The 15860-nt window shown below is 42.5% G+C and carries 12 protein-coding genes; 6 read left to right on the top strand and 6 right to left on the bottom strand.

The features are described from left to right. Positions 1-8: 8 nt before the first annotated feature. Both rapA and L1077_RS19790 read left to right on the top strand, forming a co-directional pair. Positions 9-2906 carry an RNA polymerase-associated protein RapA gene (gene rapA / locus L1077_RS19795; protein WP_237138642.1) on the top strand — a complete coding sequence of 966 codons (2898 nt, stop codon included), beginning with the start codon at positions 9-11 and terminating at the stop codon, positions 2904-2906. A gap of 171 nt (positions 2907-3077) precedes the next feature. After that, positions 3078-4559 (top strand): hypothetical protein, encoded by a 1482-nt coding sequence (locus tag L1077_RS19790; RefSeq protein ID WP_237138641.1) that lies wholly within the window; start codon positions 3078-3080, stop codon positions 4557-4559. A 30-nt stretch (positions 4560-4589) separates the two neighbouring features. Here the strand turns inward: L1077_RS19790 and L1077_RS19785 are convergent, their stop codons facing one another. Further along, the gene (locus L1077_RS19785) at positions 4590-4877 is read right to left on the bottom strand and encodes a hypothetical protein (RefSeq protein WP_237138640.1); all 288 of its coding nucleotides are present in this window, start codon (positions 4875-4877) and stop codon (positions 4590-4592) included. Next, complete coding sequence (locus L1077_RS19780) at positions 4871-5524, bottom strand: HAD-IA family hydrolase (RefSeq protein ID WP_237138639.1); 654 nt, start codon at positions 5522-5524, stop codon at positions 4871-4873. The genes L1077_RS19785 and L1077_RS19780 overlap by 7 nt, the downstream gene beginning before the upstream one ends. 139 nt (positions 5525-5663) lie before the next feature. Between L1077_RS19780 and L1077_RS19775 the strand changes: the two genes are divergently transcribed. Next, the gene (locus L1077_RS19775) at positions 5664-6428 is read left to right on the top strand and encodes a DeoR/GlpR family DNA-binding transcription regulator (protein ID WP_237138638.1); all 765 of its coding nucleotides are present in this window, start codon (positions 5664-5666) and stop codon (positions 6426-6428) included. Between the two features lie 69 nt (positions 6429-6497). Further along, positions 6498-7151 (top strand): bifunctional tRNA pseudouridine(32) synthase/23S rRNA pseudouridine(746) synthase RluA, encoded by a 654-nt coding sequence (gene rluA / locus L1077_RS19770; RefSeq protein WP_237138637.1) that lies wholly within the window; start codon positions 6498-6500, stop codon positions 7149-7151. Between the two features lie 16 nt (positions 7152-7167). Here rluA and L1077_RS19765 read toward each other — a convergent pair whose 3' ends face one another. Beyond that, the gene (locus L1077_RS19765; protein ID WP_440589554.1) at positions 7168-8460 is read right to left on the bottom strand and encodes an amidohydrolase; all 1293 of its coding nucleotides are present in this window, start codon (positions 8458-8460) and stop codon (positions 7168-7170) included. Between the two features lie 195 nt (positions 8461-8655). Here L1077_RS19765 and L1077_RS19760 point away from each other — a divergent pair, with 195 nt between their 5' ends. Further along, positions 8656-9849 carry an HD domain-containing phosphohydrolase gene (locus L1077_RS19760; RefSeq protein ID WP_237138635.1) on the top strand — a complete coding sequence of 398 codons (1194 nt, stop codon included), beginning with the start codon at positions 8656-8658 and terminating at the stop codon, positions 9847-9849. Positions 9850-9880: 31 nt separating this feature from the next. On the opposite strand, the gene L1077_RS19755 is transcribed toward L1077_RS19760, so the two are convergent. Beyond that, on the bottom strand, positions 9881-10981 hold the full coding sequence (locus tag L1077_RS19755; RefSeq protein ID WP_237138634.1) for a general secretion pathway protein GspB: 1101 nt from the start codon (positions 10979-10981) through the stop codon (positions 9881-9883). A gap of 9 nt (positions 10982-10990) precedes the next feature. After that, a complete protein-coding gene (locus tag L1077_RS19750) occupies positions 10991-11905 on the bottom strand; it encodes an ExeA family protein (protein ID WP_063362504.1) in 915 nt (304 codons plus the stop codon). 172 nt (positions 11906-12077) lie between these two features. On the opposite strand from L1077_RS19750, the gene L1077_RS19745 reads away from it, so the two are divergent. Beyond that, entirely contained in the window at positions 12078-13181 is a 1104-nt protein-coding gene (locus L1077_RS19745) for a tRNA nucleotidyltransferase (RefSeq protein ID WP_237138633.1), read from the top strand. Between the two features lie 205 nt (positions 13182-13386). Here the strand turns inward: L1077_RS19745 and L1077_RS19740 are convergent, their stop codons facing one another. Next, positions 13387-15738 (bottom strand): hypothetical protein, encoded by a 2352-nt coding sequence (locus L1077_RS19740; protein WP_237138632.1) that lies wholly within the window; start codon positions 15736-15738, stop codon positions 13387-13389. Positions 15739-15860: the final 122 nt, after the last annotated feature.

Below are 15860 nucleotides of genomic sequence, written 5' to 3'. Positions count from 1 at the left end.
AGAAAACCATGAATTTTTCCTTAGGTCAGCGCTGGATAAGCGATACCGAATCAGATTTGGGTTTAGGGGCCATTGTCGCCTTAGAAGGTAGACAAGTAACCATTCTGTTTCCCGCCAGTGGAGAAAACCGCGTTTATTCTGTACAAGAAGCGCCGGTGACTCGAGTAGCATTTAATCCTGGGGATGTGATCCGCAGTGTTGAAGAATGGGAAATGCGTGTAGAGAGCATCGAAGAGCAAGGGGATCTGCTTTGCTATCATGGTGTTCGTCTAGACACAGAAGAAACCGTCAGCCTTAAAGAAACCTTTTTAGATCATTTTATTAAGTTTAATAAGCCACAGGACAGACTATTTGCAGGTCAAGTGGATAGGTTTGACCGCTATACATTGCGTTATCAAACATGGCAGCACCAATTTAACCGTCAACAATCTCATCTTAAAGGCCTAATCGGCCAACGTGCCAGCTTAATTCCACACCAGCTGTATATCGCTGATGAAGTGGGACAACGCTTTGCACCACGTGTTTTATTGTCTGATGAAGTGGGCTTGGGTAAAACCATTGAAGCCGGTATGATTTTGCATCAGCAGATCCTAACTGGTCGTGCTAGCCGTGTACTAATTGCGGTACCAGAAAGCTTGCAACACCAGTGGTTAGTAGAAATGTTACGCCGCTTCAACTTACGTTTCTCCATCTTTGATGAAGAGCGTTGCGACGAAGCATTTGCAGACTCACCTAATGTGTTCGAGACCGAGCAATTGGTTTTGGTCAGCCTTGAGTTTATCACTAAGAAACGTCGCTGGTTTGAGCAAGCAACCCTTGCGGATTGGGACCTGCTTGTGGTCGATGAAGCGCACCACCTTACCGTAGAAAAAGATAAACCAAGTACTGAATATCAGCGCATTGCTGAACTCAGCCAAGATATCCCGGGTCTCATCTTATTGACCGCGACACCTGATCAATTAGGCCATCGCAGCCACTTTGCTCGCCTGCAGTTATTAGACCCAGATAGATTCTATGACTATGACGCGTTTGTTGCAGAAGAAAGTAACTATAAAGAAATTGCGGATGCGGCGAATCAACTACTGCAAGATACGCAGTTAGACGACAAAGCGACCGCGACCATTACTGAGCTTCTAAAAGAAACAGATATCTCAGAACTTCTTAAGCGCGTTGCTACAAAAGAACAAGAAGCGAAGCAAGAGCTATTAGGCATGTTACTTGACCGTCATGGTACAGGCCGTATCTTGTTCCGTAACAGCCGCAGTGGCATTGATGGCTATCCCGGTCGTAAAGTCCATGCGCACCCAGTTGACATGCCAAAGCAATATAAAACGGCTATGTCAGTCCTTGGTAGTATGGGCGGTATCCAAACTGCAGAGAAAAGCGCATTACGCGCCCTATTCCCTGAAAAAATCTTTCAGGAGTTTGAAGGTGAAAGCGCCAGTTGGACCCAGTTTGATCCACGCGTTAATTGGTTGATTGAAAAGCTTAAAGAGTTAAAGCACGAAAAAGTGCTTTTGATCTGTGCCGAAGCACAAACAGCAATCAGCCTCGAGCAAACTTTACGCGAGCGCGAAGGCATTCGTTCAGCAGTATTCCATGAAGGTATGTCAATCATTGAACGTGACCGCGCGGCCGCTTACTTTGCTGATGAATATGACAGTGCACAAGTGTTGTTATGTTCTGAGATAGGATCTGAAGGTCGTAACTTCCAGTTTTCACATCACCTCGTGTTGTTCGATCTGCCACTAAATCCAGATTTGTTAGAACAGCGTATCGGTCGACTTGACCGTATTGGTCAACAACATGACGTCAATATTCATGTACCTTACTTTGCCAATACCGCTCAAGAAGTGCTATTGCGTTGGTATAACGAAGCATTAGATGCATTCGAAACCACCAGCACAACCGGTCAATTGCTTTACAAAGAGTTCTCTGAAGATCTGCTTGAATTTATCGCGGCGCATAACTGTGATGAAGAAGAACTAGATCCATTACTTGAGCAAGTTGCCAAGCAAAACAAAGTGCTGCGTGCAAAAATGGAACAAGGTCGAGACAGGCTTCTTGAACTGCACTCAAGCGGCCAAGGTCGTGCAGAGCAAATCGTCACTGAAATTGAGAAACTCGATGATGATGTAGTCTTGCCAGCTTATATGATTAATGTGTTTGATATTTTTGGTGTAAACCAAGAAGACAAAGGCGAGAACACCATTATTCTTAAACCCACAGAGCACATGCTTAATCCGTCATTCCCATGTTTGAAAGACGATGGCATGACAGTAACATTTGACAGATCAACTTCACTATCTCAAGAAGATGCGCAATTCATCAGTTGGGATCACCCAATGGTTGAAGGCGTTATGGACATGATCTGTGATGATGACTTCGGCTGCGCATCCGTGGCGCTATTGAAAAACAACAAACTGCCAGTAGGCACTTTCTTTGTTGAGCTAATTTACGTTGCCGAAACCTCTGCGCCTAAGTCGCTGCAAGTGGGTCGTTTCTTGCCGCCTACACCTATTCGTGTATTGATGGATAAAACAGGTAATAACTTGGCTGAGAATGTCGCATTTGATGCATTTAACCAGCAGCTGTCTGCTGTAGGACGCCAAACTGCCAGCAAGCTAGCCAATGCATTGCAATCGGGGATCCACCCACTTATTGCCAAGGCGACGGATATTGCTAATCAGCAACTAGACACATTGCAAAGTCAGGCTCAAGCAGATATGCAAACACGCTTAGACGAAGAGCAAACTCGTTTAAGTGCACTCAAAGCGATTAATCCAAATATCCGTGATGAAGAGATTCAGGTGTTTGATAAGCAAAAAGCACAGCTCAGTGAGCACATCTCTAAAGCGCAGGTAAAACTGGATGCGATCCGTTTAATTGTGGTTGCTAACCAGTAATTTCAAACCAAAAAACAGGCAATAAGAGTACATTTTATTGCCTGTTTTTAAACCTCTCATGCTTCATTGTGCCTCCCTATTATTAATTTCATATTCTTTTCTGAGTTATTGTGAATAAATCATCTACTTGATAAGTTGGTTAATATTCCAACAATCAAGGAAATGATAATAATGAAGTTAAGAACAATAATATCGCTAGTGATACTCACTGTGCTCAGTTTAAGCTCTGTGCTTGCACATGCCGCTTCAACTCAGTTAAAGGGCCATTACTTTTTACTCGATGAAGAACAATTTAGTAATGCCTATAAAATTTCTTTAAAAGCGGATGGCCACGCTTCGATTTTCAGAACTGAGCAATTAACTGGTACATGGCAAAAACTCCCTAAAAACCTCATACAAGTGCAATTAGCTCAGCCACAAGTGCTTGGTGAAGACTCTCTTTCCAATCAGGAAACACATGTATTAAAATTAGTTGCTTTCACTTTTGAGCCCACTCATTTAAAAGAAAAAACACACTACACACAACATTTTGAGATCTGGCATAAAGAGGCGAATACACGACTAACGACTTTTTCACAGCAGTTCGCGGCGACACTTATTAAACCACACCAACTTCACCCTTGGCATCTTGAGCTCATCGGCAAAACTTGGGTGATAGATTATGTAGATGAAATAACCCGACCAAACGACTCAGATACGCATGAAAAAACAACAGCAAAAGTTACTTTCCATTCAAATGGCACAGGTACAGTTGAGCATTGGAATGGTGTACAAAGCAGAGCCAATTGGCGAATAAGCGATAAACGACTAATTATTAATTTCCAAAATGGTGAAGATAAAACAAGGTATGTTTTACGCATTTTTAACCACATTGATGATATCGGTCTGCGCTTTATCGCCAAACGTACTAATCAGATAAATCAAACCAGTGAATGGCTGCACGGACACATGATAGCGCAGCAAGATACAGTGCTAAATGAAGAGCTGGTCACAGGTCAATGGCAAACACAGTTTACCAAACACCACTTTTACCCAGATAATATTGCTGTCCCAGGGGTTGTAGGCACCGCTACAAACTGGTCTATCAACCAACAAACACATATGGTACGCAAAAAACTGACTCATCCATTAATGGGAGATGTTTACACCTGTCCTGACAATACCTGTTACATCAGCTGCGAGTTCTATTACGAACTCATCGCTAAGCAAGGTAACACCTTGTATCTGAACTACAATATGAATACTGAAGCCTACCCACAAGGCCCATTACAAAATGGGGGTAAATGGATAATGAAAGTCGAGCACAATGATCAATTGGACGTAACTTCATTTGATAGCGACTTTTTACGCCTTGCTCACTTAACACTAGAGATACAAGGACAAAGCAGCACATATTCATTTTCAGCACTGCCTGACATGGACGGTAAAATCGTCAATCAAGTCTCAACTGAACAAGGTAACGGCACCTTTGCAGTGATTGAAGGTAAACTGCATACCTATATCAATCAGCAAGAATACATTTTTGAAATCACCAAGTTTACGCGCAATACACTCAGTGTTTGCCAATATGAGCCCGGCAAAAACTGCCAATCGGGTGTCCCTGGTATATTTAAACTCAATAATGATGCACCTCCCTTTTATCAGCAGTTATAGGGAGTTTTTAGAAGGGGGCTTTCCCCCTTTTTATCCAATGACAACCAGCAGAAGCGAAGCTTGCAATATCAAGCATATGGTATTCGTTATCACAATAGCTGGGCGTTTAAACCTCAAGCCATAAAGCAGCCAAAACATAAAGACCACGACATAACCCAATAAAAAGCTCATAGATAAAGTGCTATCGCCTTGGCGATTAAGTTCATTGAGTAATTGCCCAAGCAGTGCAAAGGCGCCTATTCCCCCAAACAATACGCCAGCCATATCCCAGTGACGTTCACTGCTCATTAAAAAGTGCGCCCAAGTCAATTTCAACATGCTTGCCTCCCATGCAGCAGCTTTGCATTCCAATTTGTATAGTCATTTATCCTAGCCACAATGTTGGGATGTGATAGCTGACAAAACCGCCCGACTACCACCACGTCACACCCGGCAGATAATGCACCTTGAACGCCAGCATCAGAGTCTTCAAACACCACACATTCACGACAGGGCAAGCCCAGCTTACTTGCAGCCGCGGTGAAAGGCTCAGGGTCTGGCTTACCTTGTTGGACATCTTCCGCCCCGATTAAATGCATGGGTTTCGGTAAGCCGCATGTTTGCATCCTTTTCAATGCATTATCACGATCTGCTGAAGTCGCTAACGCCCATGGTAAGTTCAAGTGCTGAAAATGAGTAAGGAAAGTCTTTGCGCCAGCAATCTCTTCAACATACTTTGCAAATGTGGCCTCTGCACCTTCAAAATGCTTAACTTCTTGGTGAAGATCCAAGTGTGGTAAGTGTTGCTTTACATAATCTTCGAAACGAACACCTCGGCCATCTTTTAATACTTGCTCAATATCGAGCTGATGCCGTTGGCACCAAGGCGCAATGGCTTTGGCAATCGCGGTATCAGAATCGACAAGTGTGCCATCCATATCAAAAATAGCACCTCGGTACTTTGACAAATTACAGTAATAATCCATATTTCCCTCCATTTAAACAGGCAAGAACACGCAAATAAAAGTTTAAAGACGCAAAAAAACGCATATACATGCAAATAATACGCTTGCGATCCCCCTAAGATCAAGTAAAATTCGGCAAAAAAGCGCAGGAACATGCAAAATGCTATTGGCAGAACGACATCAATTAATATTAGAGCAACTTAATCTGCATGGCAGGATCACGTCTGTGGAGTTGGCTAAATCACTGGCTGTCAGTGAAGACACGATCAGACGAGATCTCAACAAGCTAGGAGAGTTAAAACTGTTACACCGTGTTCATGGCGGTGCTTTGGTGATGCAAGAAGAGACACCTGATTATTTTGACAGATTAAATACACCGGATCCCTCAAAAAAGCGCTTTTTAGAACCCGCACTCAATATGCTTGAAGCGGGACAAACCATTGTTATTGATTCTGGCGAAACGTGTCGTTACCTCGCACAAAACTTGCCAGCCAACTTACCTTTAACTGTTGTCACCGGTTGCCCGCTGATTGTGCAAGATCTCATGCAGCAACCTCAGGTGCAGGTGATCCAAATTGGCGGAAAAATGTTTAAGCCCGCTATGCGCACTGTTGGCCACAGTGCCATTGAAATGCTCAAACAGATCCGCTTTGATATCGTTTTTATGGGGATCTGTGCATTTCATGCCAAGCACGGCTTTTGCGTCAGTTACCTTGAAGAAGCTGAAGTATTGCGAGCCACCATTGAGCAAGCTGATCGCACCGTTTTAATGGGACCTCATGACAAACTAGATAAAACCAAAACTTACCAGATTGTGCCTGCGCATAAGATCAACCATCTGATCACCGATAAGGGCATACGACAAGATGTACAAAGCAGTATCCAAGCGCTTGGGATTGAATTAACCATTGTGCCAAGCAACTAGGGTTTACTTGGCCTTTTGATCGTAGCCAGTTAGAATACGCCCGTTTTCGATCAAATTTGGAATTTTGCAGTGCTATTAAATTACAACCCACCAACCGATCCCTATCTAGGCCTCTTATATCAGGACGATCATATGTTGGTGATCAACAAACCAAGTGGTTTATTGACAGTGCCAGGCAAAGATCCAAAACATGCAGACAGCGTCATTAACCGCATCAATCGGGTATTTCCAACTGCAAAAATCGTGCATCGCCTAGATATGGCGACATCAGGTATCTTATGTTTGGCCATGCACAAAGAAGCACACCGCTTTTTAAGTATTCAATTTCAAGACCGACTGACGAAGAAGCGCTATGTGGCCCGTATACATGGTCGACTGGAAAGTAAAACAGGCTCAGTTGACCTGCCACTCATTTGTGACTGGCCTAACCGCCCCAAGCAAAAAGTTTGTCATGAATCGGGTAAGCCATCACTGACCCATTACGAAGTACTTGAATATGAACCAAACGCAACACGTGTTTCACTTACGCCCATTACAGGTCGCTCTCACCAGCTAAGGGTACATATGCAATCACTGGGTCATGTAATTCTAGGTGATAGGCTATACGCGACAGGTGATGCCCTTAAAGCCGCAGAGCGTTTGCAGCTACATGCACAAATGTTGGAGATCTGCCACCCTGTCAGTGGCGAGATGATGCAATTTAATGCGCCAGATCCTTTTTAGGCTCTGGCACGGCTCCTTACTTTTGATTAAAGAGATCTAACGCACTGGCCGTCATGGCACGTACCCCTGTTTTTAAAGCCAATGGGTAATCTGGCGCAAACTTGCTTGAATGCAACGAAGGTAAACTAGTGCCATGTGTTTGCGCATCAGCATATGCTTTTGGCTCTACGCCCCCTAACCAGAAAATGGTGATTGGAATATTGTCATCCGTGCGCCCGTATAAACCAAAATCTTCACCCGCCATCACAGGCTCAGCTTTCACCACATTCTCAGCACCCAATTCATTTTTAATACTGACTGTCACCGCATTAGCAAGAGCAGGTGCATTATAAGTTGATGGAATGCTTTCTGATTCGTGCACATGTACAACAGGTGCTTGCTCAGGCGTTAATCCAGCACTTAGGGCGACGCCTTTCGTCAGTCGCCTTAACGCTGCTATTTGCTGATCTCTCACTTCTCTATCATAAGATCTTAAAGTCAGCTGTAATTTCACTTCATTAGAAATAATATTATGCTTAGATCCACCGTGAATCGATCCCACAGTGATCACAGAAGGCTTAAGCGGTGAGATCTCTCTACTGGTAATAGTCTGGATCCCAAGTACAATGCGCGACGCTAACACGATGGGATCAATGGTTGTATGCGGGTAGGCACCATGACCACCTTGCCCTTTTACAATAATATCTACAGAATCAACATTGGCTAAAGCATAGCCAGGAGAGATAGCAACTTTACCTGCTGGCAGCGATGCGCTGACATGTAAACCAAGCACATGATCAGGCTTGGCAAATTTGCTAAATAGCCCTTCTTTGAGCATCGCCTTCGCACCTGCGCCCACTTCTTCTGCAGGCTGCGCCACCATCATTAATGTACCCTGCCACTGATGTTTCTTTTTTACCAACTGCTCTGCAGCACCAATAAAGCTGGTCATATGAATATCATGGCCACAACCGTGCATGACACCGACCATGTTATTGTTAGCATCTTTTACTCGCACTTTTGAGGCATAAGGCTTTCCGGTTTGCTCAATAATTGGCAAACCATCTATATCAGCGCGGATCATCACTGTGGGTCCATCACCATTTTTCATCAGCCCCACAACACCATAACCTCCCACACGCTCAGTGACGTCAAAGCCCAATGCTTTTAACTCTTTAGCCAAACGTGCGCCCGTTTGCTGTTCTTGCATAGATAGCTCAGGGTTCTGGTGTAGATGTAAATACAGCGCTTCTAATTTAGGAAGCGACTGGTTTACTGCGGATTCTAGATTACTGGCAGCAGCGTGATGTACGCAGCACAATAGCGCCATTGATGTGAGCAATGTTTTCATAACGTTATTATTATTGAATTGAAAAAGTCGTTCCAGCTTGCAAACAATTGCTGATAAATGCAACTGTTTATGGCACTCACGCTGGGAAAAAATGTTCATAATCTGTGCACTATTGCGCTTTCATTTTGATATGCCTTTGCTAAGCTTAAATTCTACACAAGGGGTTTTTATACTGTGAAAACAATAAATATCAAAGAGTTGCAACCTGGTATGTTTGTTGTTGGCGTGATCAAACAAGCCGGGCACGTACGGGTAAAAAATCAGGGCTGGGTGAGAGATGAAAAAGGGATCAACAACTTGATCCACTCCGGTGTATTAGAAGTAGAGATCGATCCCGACAAAACATTAGATCAGTCCCAACCCGAACCAGAGATCATAGAAGAAGTGATCACTTCTGCTAAACCAGATCCCTGGCATAAATCTGTCCCAGTCGAAGCTGAGCTTGGCCAAGCTGTTAAGATGTACGAGCAAGCAAAGCAGCTACAAGAGAAGGCGTTCTCCGATATAAAAGAAGGTCGAAAAATCAATATCGCGGAGTTTAAAGAAACGGCCTCAGGTTTTATTGATTCAGTGTTTAGAAATCAAGACGCCCTCGCCTGCATCGCACGGATCCGTGAAAAAGATGGCTACCTGCTGGAGCACTCTTTAAACGTATCCATTTTAATGAGTATCTTTGCCAAGCACCTCGGGTTTGATCGCGAACTCATAGAAGAGTTGGCAACGGGTGCGTTATTGCACGACATAGGTAAAATTAAAATCCCTGATGAAATATTGCAAAAACCAGACAAGCTCAGTGAAAATGAGTTTGCCATCATGCGAGAGCATGCCAAATATAGTCACGATATTGTTAAAGACAGTGGATTAGGTGAAATTGCCGCTGAAATAGCAGGCTTTCATCACGAGAGGCTAGATGGCACAGGGTATCCATACTCAAAAAAAGGGGACGAGCTATCACAGTATGTACGCATGATTTCTATTGTCGATGTTTATGACGCCATGACCGCAGACAGAGTCTACAAAGTGGGTATGGCCCCCATAAAAGCATTCAAAAAGCTCAAAGCAGGATGCCCACATCAATTTGATGAGAACTTACTAAACCAATTTATTCACTGCATTGGTATGTATCCAGTAGGCACTTTAGTTAAGCTCAAAAGCCATCGCGTAGGTATTGTTGCAGCGAGCAACCCAGTGTCGCCTTTACAACCTGTGGTGAAAGTGTTTTACAATGCAAAGAACATGTTTCATGTTGAAGTAAGAGATGTCGACTTAAGTGACAAGCGCATTGATGATGAGTTAGAGGCCGCGGTAAAGCCTGAAGAGTTTGGTTTAGACTTAATCAAGTTTTTCCGCCACTCTATGCTACCTTAGCGCCCTGAGCGCTAAGGTCATCGCCGATAGGTTAAGGGATCCAATCCTGCATGGCATTAAGGGTAAATTCAATGCCATCAAAATCAAACAAAGCTTGCTCTGGTGTGATCTCCACTATGGTCAAGGCACCTAGGTTGTCACCTTCATATAACTCACGGTTATTCACTTTGATCCAACGCTTATCAGGCTCTGTGGCGTAGATATGTGCTTGATAACGCAAAGATGGAATACTATTTTGTAGCTTCAAAGGAAGTAGCTCAACCGGTGTGGCGTGTGCTGTTTCTTTACTACTAGATATCACGTCACTGTCTTCCTCTGAACCCACAGAAAACGTCGGGCGGGTTTCTGCCACAGCTGCTTCAAAGGCTTTTTTCAGCTCATCGGACACACCCGCTAGCTCATCTTCTTCACGACTTTGAGTGCCATTAAACTGATTAGGTTGCGGCGCTCCGGTATACGCTTGTGTCATATTCGGATTATAAACTTGCCCTGTATTAGGCATCGCGACTGGCTGCTGTGTATAAGCCATATTTGGCTGCACAATTTGCCCTGCGGTTGCAAATTGCTGAGTTTGTGGCATTTGCGCTTGTACCGGTACATTAACAATTTGGCCCTGGCTATTCACAGGGACCAACTGCTGAGAATAAACAGCTCGGCCACTGGCATCGAAGCCTACTTGCACTGACATCCACTGGTAGTGAATTTGGTTCTGCACCATAGGCTGCTGCATTAATACAGGTTGTTGCATTTGGTTGGTCATAACCGGTGCGCTAGCTACAACATTGGGGGTTGTAAGTGCAGTGTTTGCGACAACTTGATCAGGCGCATTGGACTCAGCCTGAGTAATCTCCGAGTCCGCTTTAACCGCATCAACCTCTGTATCCCCCTTGGTTTCCTCAGCACCTGATACTGGCTCAACAGCTACCAGTGTTTGATCATTGTCAGGTGTTTGCACCGACTGACCAAGAAAATACCCTGCGCTTAGCGCACAAATGCTAATAAGCCCACCGCCTAGTCCAAGACTCAAGCGTTTATAAAATGCAACCTGTGCAGATTGACGTGCTTGTACATAGTCTTGCTCAGATTTTGATTGTTGTTGTGATTGTTTTAATGCATTAACAAGATAAGACATGGCACACCATTAAAAAATATATGAAAGACCAAAACCGCAGACAAACATTGCGGCCACCCAACCAGACACTAACATCGGCACATTGAGTTTTTTGGTTTGTTGTTCTGGGATCAAATTAAGCGGCAAGGCCTCTTTGGCAGCTTGTTGCGCTATCTGCTTAGTGACTTCTTGTTGCTGCGCAGAATAAGCGCCAAGTAAACACCTGTCCGCCAGTAAATTGATAAGCCTTGGGATCCCAGCAGTGACTTGGTGAATATAGGCAACTGATTCATTACTAAATAGATGGTTTTGACAACCTGCTTTATTCAGCCTGTGCTTGATATAAGAAAACACTTGCGACTCAGTCAACGGCAGCAAGTGGTATCTCGCAGTGATCCTTTGTGCTAACTGACGCAACTCGTTGCGTTGCAGTAACTGCTGGAGTTCAGGCTGACCAACCAACACAATCTGCAGAAGCTTTTTATGATCCGTTTCTAAATTAGTCAATAGACGAAGCTGCTCTAACACTTCTGCAGCCAAGTGCTGTGCTTCATCAATAATCAGCATAGTGTGGCCACCTTGCTCATGATTATCTAACAAACGCTTTTTGATCACATCGGTTAATGACTTCAGCGTTGCTTCTTTTGCATCATAGTCAATGTGCAGTTCATCACAAATACTGGCTAACAATTCCATTTCGGACAGTGCTGGGTTTAAAACAAACGCAACCTGCGTAGACTCGGGTAATTGCGCCAACATGCTGCGCGTCACGGTGGTTTTACCTGTGCCCACTTCCCCTGTCAATAATACAAAGCCGCCGGCGTCACCAAGTCCATAGGTTAAATGCGCCAACGCTTCTTTGTGGCGATCACTTAAAAATAGAAACTCAGGATTTGGCGCAATTGAAAACGGTTTTTCCGTTAAACCAAAATAGCGTAAATACACGTGCTGTCTCTTTATTGTTAGAATGCTGCCTATAATGGCAAAAAATCACTTTAAGTTAAAACATTGTTTGCTTAATCGACACTGAATTTTTCACAAATTTAGGAACAAACATTTTAAACTCAAGATGATAGTGCCATAGTGAAACATGAAATAATGACGTATTAGGATAACTATGAAGGTGTATTTGGTCGGTGGTGCCGTCAGAGATGAATTACTCGGCAGACCTATATTAGAAAGAGACTATGTTGTAGTAGGTGCGACAATCAGAGATATGCTCAAATTGGGTTATCAACAAGTTGGCAAAGACTTCCCTGTATTTTTGCACCCAGAAAGTAAAGATGAGCACGCCTTAGCACGCACCGAACGCAAGCAAGGACAAGGCTATACGGGCTTTATTTGCGACTTTGCACCGACCATTACCCTAGAAGATGATCTGATCCGCCGTGATTTGACCGTCAATGCCATTGCCAAAGATGATCAAGGTAATTTGATCGATCCCTATCATGGCAAAGCAGATCTAGACAATAAGATCTTGCGCCATGTCAGTGACGCCTTCAGCGAAGATCCACTGAGGATCTTACGTGTTGCGCGATTCGCTGCGCGCTATCACTACTTGGGCTTTACCATTGCCGATGAAACCATGCAGTTAATGACTACCATGGTTGAAGCTGGTGAGCTTAAAACGCTCACTAAAGAGCGGGTATGGATGGAGATAGAAAAGTCACTCAAAGATGGTGCTATCCACATATTTGCCAATGTGCTTGCGGATCTGAATGCCCTGCCATTTGTCACACCTTGGCAAACCAAATGGGATCAAGAAACCGCTAAGACATTAGCGGATCAACTCGCGCGCTTATCTCCAAGCAACGATACCTATTTAAGATCTGCATTTAGCCTTTGGCAATATCAAGCTGATCTGAGTGAATACAATCTAGAGCAAGATCATAAGATCCCAAAAATCTATGCTGATAGCTTACGTGATTTACAGGCAAACTTACCATTATTGCAATCAGATACTTGGCAAGCTGACACCATCATGACCATATTAAATCAGCTCGATGCATGGCGTCGTCCAGAGCGCTTATGTGTGTTTATAAGCACTGTACGAGTCATTGATGATCACTGTGCCGACAAAGCCATTGAACTCAACAAAGCATATAAAGCGGCCAGTAATGTTAAAGCACAAGAGGTGATTGCATTGGGTGCAAAAGGACCAGAAATAAAAGTAGAGATGGATAAGCTGAAATTAAAACGTATTGCGCATTTATTAAGTTAACCCCCTCATCAGTGAATGCTAGTAAAAATACTAGTATTTACTAACTTCAATCAAGCCCATGCATAGCTAATTCTCTGAGCCGTATTACGTGTGAAACAGCACATCAATAAAAGAATGTTTTTAGTACTTGTGGGATTTCTATTGAAAAGAGCAAAAAGCAGCCACATAAAATGTAGCTGCGATTAAAATAAGTTATACAACAGGGCTATCGTTGAGCTTTTTGTTGTATTCTTAGCTGATTAGAACCCAACTCCCACATTACTGTAAACAGTGTTCCATGCTGAGAATTCATACTCGCAAAAATAGGTGCAGAATATACTTTCATATTTTCATAATGTTGAAGATGATCATCTCTCACAAGCTCACTATTATATGTTCTTGCAACAAGATAGTTATATGAAGAACCTTCATCAATAAAGAGCTTGATTGTTCCGTCTTGCGCCAACTGCATCGCATGATGGAACTCAGCATTGAATATAACATAGTCACTTGAATTCGCAGTAAGCTGTAAATCGTTACTTGATAACTTAAAATAATGAGCATTTACCTGGCTCTGATCCAAACCAGTGACTACGATTGACTCCTGATTTACAATTAAGCCCTCAAGACTACTGGTTGAAATATCATCAGGACTGACCCATTCTTTTTGGAGCTGTAAAGCAGTATTAAAACTTCTCACAACCAACTTTGAACCCACATGGCCAGCTATCGCAATATTACCCTCGCCTGTTACATTAAGGTATTGAGCATTCAAAGTATTACCATCATGAGAATCAATAAGTACAAAATTACTTATATTTTGAGCCTTAATTTCAGCTATAAAGTTACTATTGGTGTCTGAAAGCTGGCCCAATACAAATACACGGCCATTGGCCTCTACAACATCAATAAAACGATAATTAAGCTTACCTTCAATTAATGTGCTAGTAGTATATTCAGAAACAACATCACCATTGTTATCAAATTCAACTAGCAGGCCTATTGAATGCCCATTTATTGCATTAATTGTATGACCAATAGAAAGTAACTTATTCTCTGAAATCTGTATTAGCTTAACTAACTTTTCACTATCAGAGCGGTCAATAGATTTCTCAATTACAGTTTCGCCCAATACGTTAACTTTGAAGAACTTGCTAGAGTTTTGGCTGATATTACCACTAAAAACAATATGCTCATTATTATCTAACGCAATGACGCTAGGTAAGGGTGAATTAGAATCTCTGACTTCTGGTACAACAAGCGCAATATCAAATTCGCCAACCGTAAATTCATATGGAGTAGACCAAGCAGAAGTATCACCAGCCATATCAACCTGCTGAATTTCTACCGTATACTCACCAGCATCCAAACTCTGTGTAAGTGATAAACCGGGTTCTGAAATAGCAATAATATCTTGAGAGCTACTATTTCGAATTTGCAAGTTATAGCTTTCTGCATCATCTTCAGAACCCCATTCTAGCTGAGCAAAAAATTGCCCGCTCTCTTCAGTAAATGTTACCGAACTGATAGTAGGAGTATTTGGGTTAGGTAGAACAAGTTCTTTTTCTACAGACCGAAGTGATTGATGGCCATACTGATTTGTAATTGATGCACTCCAACGAAAATTACCTGGCTTTAATCCATTAAAGCTGACTTTATGATTTTCTTTTACCGATGCATCAATAGGTTCTGATACTTCATTTATTAATGAAATATTCAATTCCGTGTCAGTACTTAAATCTGTTTGCTCAAAAACAAGCTGATAACCTTCATTAGATTTAGTAAATACTGGATCTGAGAGAACTGGTAAATCTGGTGGCAATATTGATATTTCAGCAGCATCAGACCATGGACCAGCTTGATTCTCTGTATTGATAGCCCTAAACCTGAGTGAGTAATTTCCAACTGCTAAATCAGATATTGTGGCTCTCACGGCTTCTGTTCTAACGTGCTCTGATTCTCCTTCAGCATCTGTATATTCAATTTCGTAAGAAGCAGCCCCATTAACAGCGACCATTTTTACGGTTACTTTATCAGTGTCTTTTAAGGATGCGTCACCTAAACTTTCAAACTTTAATAACTCAGCTATTTTCTCACTCATATTCACTTTAATAGCATCATCTAAAGTGTACGATTTTCCATCCTTTGCAATTGCTTTGACAGACAGGTTCAGTGAAGATGAATTTGCCCAATAGTAATTATTCCAATCAAAAAACCAAGGAGATTGAGTTAGCTTTTGAACTTCTACACCGTCAACTAATAGAATCAACTCTTTTATAAGTGCACTTGGATCTGTTACTTCAACAGAGATCTTTGTAGTTAACTGATCAATGTCTGCATCTTGCGCAAGAGAAAGAACAGTCAACTCAATTTGCTCTGAGCTTTCTGGTTGCTGTTCAGGTTTTGTAGAAGTATCTGTAGATGCTTCTGACACAGCAGTTTGGTTATCAGCACTTTGAATAGTTTCTTTATTACCGTCAGAGCTGCCGCAACCTACTAATGCCATACCAACGAAGGTATATGAAAATAAATTTTTCTTGAACGGGATCATATTTTTTCCATTTAATATCAAGTCCATCAGAGTCCCAATTATAACAACGATAATTATATAATAAAGCAACACAAATAAATCAATAAATTAATAAATCAATAAACCCGAATTCAACTCCGAAGTACGCACTCTTTAAATGGCATAAGCAT

Source organism: Pseudoalteromonas luteoviolacea (assembly GCF_021654285.1).
GTDB lineage: Bacteria > Pseudomonadota > Gammaproteobacteria > Enterobacterales > Alteromonadaceae > Pseudoalteromonas > Pseudoalteromonas luteoviolacea_J.
Note: the sequence above shows the minus strand (reverse complement) of the source record. Positions and strands in the feature narration are given on the sequence as shown.

What these genes read in the sequence shown, in the direction of transcription:
- L1077_RS19785 (WP_237138640.1), bottom strand. Translation starts at nt 4,877, where the DNA reads ATGTTGAAATTGACTTGGGCGCACTTTTTAATGAGCAGTGAACGTCAC.
- rapA (WP_237138642.1), top strand. Translation starts at nt 9, where the DNA reads ATGAATTTTTCCTTAGGTCAGCGCTGGATAAGCGATACCGAATCAGAT.
- L1077_RS19765 (WP_440589554.1), bottom strand. Translation starts at nt 8,460, where the DNA reads ATGGCGCTATTGTGCTGCGTACATCACGCTGCTGCCAGTAATCTAGAA.
- L1077_RS19775 (WP_237138638.1), top strand. Translation starts at nt 5,664, where the DNA reads ATGCTATTGGCAGAACGACATCAATTAATATTAGAGCAACTTAATCTG.
- L1077_RS19790 (WP_237138641.1), top strand. Translation starts at nt 3,078, where the DNA reads ATGAAGTTAAGAACAATAATATCGCTAGTGATACTCACTGTGCTCAGT.
- L1077_RS19740 (WP_237138632.1), bottom strand. Translation starts at nt 15,738, where the DNA reads ATGGACTTGATATTAAATGGAAAAAATATGATCCCGTTCAAGAAAAAT.
- L1077_RS19780 (WP_237138639.1), bottom strand. Translation starts at nt 5,524, where the DNA reads ATGGATTATTACTGTAATTTGTCAAAGTACCGAGGTGCTATTTTTGAT.
- L1077_RS19755 (WP_237138634.1), bottom strand. Translation starts at nt 10,981, where the DNA reads ATGTCTTATCTTGTTAATGCATTAAAACAATCACAACAACAATCAAAA.
- L1077_RS19745 (WP_237138633.1), top strand. Translation starts at nt 12,078, where the DNA reads ATGAAGGTGTATTTGGTCGGTGGTGCCGTCAGAGATGAATTACTCGGC.